Origin of the sequence: Luteibacter sp. UNCMF366Tsu5.1, assembly GCF_900119235.1 — a bacterium.
Classification (GTDB): Bacteria; Pseudomonadota; Gammaproteobacteria; order Xanthomonadales; family Rhodanobacteraceae; genus Luteibacter; species Luteibacter flocculans.
The window spans coordinates 1-5,599 of sequence record NZ_FPIS01000008.1; the positions used below are offsets into that span (position 1 = coordinate 1).

Annotated in this window: 2 protein-coding genes; both read left to right on the forward strand. The window is 66.4% G+C overall.

The window, feature by feature from the left end:
- On the forward strand, positions 1-2,901 hold a 2,901-nt coding region (locus tag BT115_RS18140; RefSeq protein ID WP_255369476.1), incomplete at its 5' end, for a beta-ketoacyl synthase N-terminal-like domain-containing protein.
- Positions 2,898-5,599: beta-ketoacyl synthase N-terminal-like domain-containing protein (locus tag BT115_RS18145; protein WP_177257453.1), on the forward strand; the 2,702-nt coding region annotated here is incomplete at its 3' end. The genes BT115_RS18140 and BT115_RS18145, both read left to right, overlap by 4 nt.

Consider the following 5,599-nt stretch of genomic DNA (forward strand, 5'->3'; position numbering starts at 1 on the left):
GTCGTGGTGACCGGTTACGACACCTATTTCGCTTCGGGCGGCACGCGCGAGAGCCTGCTGGCGATCCAGTCGGGGCAGGCCCGGTTTACCGACTTCACGATCTTCCGTCTGCCGATGAGCTGTCCGGTGCCGGTGATCGCGGCGATGCAAGGCCACGGCATCGGAGCAGGCTGGTCGCTGGGTCTGTTTGCGGACCTGGGGTTCTATGCAGAAGAAGCGCGTTACGTCAGCCCGTACATGGATTACGGTTTCACGCCCGGAGCCGGCGCAACGCTGATGGCACCGGCACGACTGGGCCAGGCGCTGGGGCGGGAAAGCCTGCTGAGCGCCCGCGAATACACGGGTCGTGCGCTAGGCGAGCGCGGCGTGGGCGAGGCGGTGCTGCCGCGCGCCGAGGTGTTGCCGGCGGCACTGGCGTTGGCGTCGCGGATGGCGCGGCATCCGCGGCATCGACTGGTCGGGCTCAAGGCGTTGTGGAACGTGGGTCTGGCCGAACGGGTGGACGAGACCTTCGCGCGCGAGTTGGACATGCACGACAAGACCTTCGTGGGTCGCGACGATACGTCCCGTTTCATCCAGGCGCGTTTCGAAGCTCTGGCAAAGACGCCAGCACCGAAACCTGCCGCGTCGAAACCCCTCCCCGCCGCCGCACCCGTTGCCTCGCCGACGAAGGTGGCGGTGCGTTCGCCCGATGCGGTCGCTGCAAAGCTTCGCCAGGGGCTCGATATCGAACTGCATCTGCAAGGCCGGTCGATCGACGACGACATGGAGTTCATCCAGCTCGGCCTGGACTCGATCAGCGGTGTGACCTGGGTGCGGCGGATCAACGAGGACTTCGGCACCGCGATCGAGGCGACGGCGATCTACAGCTACCCGACGATCCGGCAACTCGCGGCCTATATCGCGTCGCTGCTGCCGTCCGAGTCGGTCATGGAGGAAACCGCACCGAGCGAGGCACCCGCCGCCACGCCCGCACCATTGCGACCTACGCTGCGCCGACGCGTGACGTCGCGCCAACGGCAGGCTTCGCCAGCGCAGGCGATGGACCGCATCGCCATCATTGGCATGTCCGGCCGCTATGCCGGTGCGGACGATCTCGACGCGTTCTGGCAACAGATCGTTGAAGGTCGCGATGCGATCCGTGAGATACCCTCGTCGCGCTGGGCTATCGACGATTTCTACGACCCGAACCCCGAGGCGCGCGATCGCATGATGTCGCGCTGGCTGGGGGCCATGGATGACGTCGACTGCTTCGATACGTTGTTCTTCCGCATCTCGCCCGACGAAGCGGAGCAGATGGACCCGCAGCACCGTCTGTTCCTGCAAGAGGCGTATCACGCCTTCGAAGACGCCGGCTATACGAGTCGTGCGTTGAGCCGTTCGCGCTGTGGCGTGTACCTTGGCATCTCGACGAACGACTACGCCTTGCTGCTCGCACGCAGTGGCGTGGTCTCCGCACCGGTCACGGCCAACAGCTACTCGATCGCCGCGGCCCGCATCGCCTACCACCTCAATCTCAACGGTCCGGCGATCTCGGTCGATACCGCCTGCTCGTCGTCATTGGTGTCGTTGCATCTCGCCTGCCAGGCGCTGCGTACCGGGGAGGTGGACATGGCCCTGGCGGGCGGAGTGAGCCTCTGGCTGGCTCCGGAATCGTATCTCGCGCTCAGCCAGGCGGGCATGTTGTCGCCGAGCGGTCGCTGCAAGGCGTTCGACGACAGCGCGGACGGCATCGTCATGGGCGACGGCGTCGGTGCGCTCGTGCTCAAGCGGCTCGCGGATGCGGAGCGCGATGGCGACCGTATTCTTGGCGTCGTGGCGGGTTCCGGGATCAACCAGGACGGCCGAACGAACGGCATCACGGCGCCGAGCGCCGTGAGCCAGGCCGAACTGGAGCGCGACGTGCATCGCCGCTTCGGCATCGATGCGGATGGCATCGACTACGTGGAGACGCACGGCACGGGTACGCCGCTGGGCGATCCGATCGAACTGGAAGCCCTGGCCTCGGTGTTCCGCGAAAGCACCTCCCGGCGCAACTACTGCGCGCTGGGTTCAGTGAAGAGCAATATCGGCCATACCTCGTCTGCCGCTGGTGTCGCGAGCGTGCAGAAGGTGCTGCTCTCGCTGCGTCACGGCACGATCGCACCGACCCTGCACGTCACGCGCGAGAACCATCACTTCGATTTCGCTGGATCGCCGTTCTTCGTCAATCGCGAAGCCACGCCGTGGCCTACGCGTGAGGATCGCGTGCGCCGCGCATGCGTCAACTCGTTTGGCTACAGCGGGACGAACGCCCACGTGGTGATCGAGGAATACCGCGCGTCACGACCTGCCGTCACATCGAGTCGTTCCGCGCCGTCGGGCGGTCAGGTGGTCACGCTCTCGGCGCGCGATGCGGAGGCATTGGTCCGTCGCGTGACCGACTTCGCCACATGGATGGAGGTGCATCCTCACGCCGACGTCGCAGCCATCGCCTTCACGACCCAATGCCGGCGCGATGCGATGGACGCCCGTGTGGCATTCGTCGCCACCGATGCGCGTGGGCTGGCCCAGGCCGCCAGGACGTGGCTCGAACGTGGTGTGCGGAAACACGTACGACCTGACGACGCGGCCCTGGCGTCGTGGCTCGCCACGCGCGACATGACGCGTCTTGCCGAAGCATGGGAAGCGGGGATGGACGTGCCGTGGGATACGTTGCATGAGGGAGCGCGGACGGTGACGTCGCTGCCGCTCTATCCGTTCGCCCGCGAGCGCTACTGGGTGGGTGGCGCGTCGGTCGCGGCACCGGCAGCAGCGCCCGCGGTGGGCGATGCCGCGTGGATCGAGGAGGTACTCGGGCGCGTAGAGAACGACGAGCTCGATACGGCACAGGCGGTGGCACTGCTGGGCGCACTGCAATGAACGAACGAAAGGGAACGGGTATGGTGAGCTTCATCGAGTTCGTGGTCTCGGAATGGAAAGGCCGCCGGTTGTCACGGGCCGATGCTGCGGAACTCATCCGGCAGTTCTCCAGCCGCAGGCAGGGCGAGCGACCACTGCATCCGCTGCTGCATGAGAACGTTTCGGACCTTGCCCGGCAGGCTTTCCGTTCCACGTGGCGAGGCAACGAGCCGTTCCTTCTCGACCACCAGGTTCTGCTTGGTGGTTCGCCCACGCCAGTGCTTCCCGCCGCGGCCTATCTCGAACTGGCGTATGCCGCTTTGCTCCGTGCGACTCCGGAAGACGCACGACGCCCGGTGATCGAGTTGCGGCACGCGGCGTGGATCGCGCCATTCGTTGCCAAGGGCGCGTCGTCGCTTCTGGTGACGGTGTCGCCGGACGATCACGGCACTTTCGACGTCGACATGCTGAGCGGCGAAGGCGATGCGGTACAGGTGCATGGCGAACTGAGCGCGGCATGGGTGGAACGCGAGCTACCCGAGGCGATCGATGTCGACGCCCTGTCCGCGACCATGCCTACGGCGATCGATGTGAGCCAGCTCTACGCGCGCTTTGCCGCGATGGGCCTGCTCTATGGGCCGAGCCACCGTACGATCGCGACGCTTTCGCGAGGCGATTCAGATGCGCTGGCCCGACTGATCCGTTGCGACGACATGGGCGGCAGCGGTGCGTTCGCCATGCCCCCGGGCATGCTGGATGGCGCTCTGCAGGCGTGTTTCGCACTCATCGATGACGTGAGTGAGCCGCATCTCCCCTTTGCGGTCGAGCAGGTCAGCGTGCTTGCGCCGTTGCCGCCCGAAGTGTGGGCCTGGGTGCGGCCGGGACGGACAAGCAGCGATGCCGGTGTGCGTCACTTCGACGTCGATCTGCTGGACGACGAAGGTCGCAGCCTGGTGCTACTTCGCGGTCTGTCGGCACGTGCGCTGCACGGGGCCGGCAAGGGACACCGAACACCACCACGGCTGGCCGTGGCCGACGCTGGCGGCACGTGGCGAGCACTGGACGAAGCGGCCAAGCCCGGCGAATGCCTGTGGCGCGAACATGCTTCCTACCTCGTGTTCGATGCGATCGAAGGGCCAGGTCGTGCCATCGCGGACGACATTTTGTCCCGCACGCGTCATGCACGCATCATCGGGTTCGGGTCGGGCGAAGCGAACAGCGAACGCACTGCCGAATTCATCGCAAGGGCGCAGGGACGCGCATCGTGGCATCACGGCATCCCGGATCGTGCTGCCATGTCGTCGCTCACGACGTCGCTCTATCCGCTGCGCGGCGTCGTGGCCTGCGACGGGAGTCTCGCGGAGAACGTGCTCGCCGCCGTCGATGCCGCGACGGCAACGGCCGACCTCGACTTCTTCGTCGCAGGTGCTTCCGAAGATGCGGCGAACGGTTCGTTCACCGGCTTCGTGACGCAACGCCGTGCTCAGGTCGAAGGAGGCGATCGGCGTGGTGCGACGATCGCACTCTCCTGGACCGTTCTCGATCCGGCAGAGCTACCCGCCGCACTGGTCGCCGCGCTCGTCAGCGGTGCCGCACAGGTCAGGCTGCTCCCGCGCGTCGCCTCCGAACCGGCACCGGTCGTGACCGGCGGCGCGGACGTACTCGCGCGTCTGCGCGACCATCTGCGCCGCGAGTTTGCCCAGACGTTGAAGCTGCGCGTGGAACGCATCGATCCGCGCGCGTCGCTCGAAGACTATGGCGTCGATTCGATCGTCGCGATGAAGCTGACGCGGCGCATCGAGGCATCGTTCGGCCCGCAACCGAAAACGCTGCTTTTCGAATACCGTGACCTCGATGCCTTGGCGACGCATCTTGCCGCAGCCCATCCGGAGGCGCTGGCTCGACTGTTCGGGGGCGCCAAGGCCGCGACGCCCGTGGTCACCCAGGTGGCAGCGGCGAGAGCGCAACCGCGTGCCGCACGTGCACGCCAGCGCTTCGGCGTGCCGCGAACGACGGCGCGTGAGACGGCCGACGCGCAACCCATTGCCATTGTCGGCATCAGCGGCCGTTATCCGGGTGCGCGTGATTTGAACGCCTTCTGGGCCAACTTGCGCGATGGCATAGACAGCGTCGTCGAAGTACCGGCCGACCGTTGGGATTGGCGCGAGTACTACAGCGAGGACCGCACAGCTGCGGGACGGCACTTCAGTCGCTGGGGCGGTTTCATCGAAGGCGTGGATGAATTCGATCCGCTCTTCTTCCGCATGTCGCCGACGGAGGCGCAACGCATCGACCCACAGGAACGCCTGTTCCTGCAGCACGCCTGGATGGCGATCGAGGATGCGGGTTATACGCGCGCGGCGCTGTCGGCGGGCGGCGACGTGGGCGTGTATGTCGGCATGATGTACAGCGAGTACCAGTTGTTCGCGGCCGAAGCGAGCGTGCGCGGGCAGCGCATGGGCGTCGCCGGCAGCTTCGCCAGCACGGCCAATCGGGTGTCGTTCGCGCTGGACCTGCACGGTCCGAGCATGACGCTGGACACGATGTGCTCCTCGTCGCTGACCGCGATTCATCTCGCCTGCCAGGACTTGCGCCTGGGCCGCACGACGATGGCGATCGCCGGTGGCGTCAACGTAACGATCCATCCGAATAAATACCTGGCCCTGTCCGCGGGCCAGTTCATCTCCAGCGACGGCCATTGCCAGAGCTTCGGCGAAGG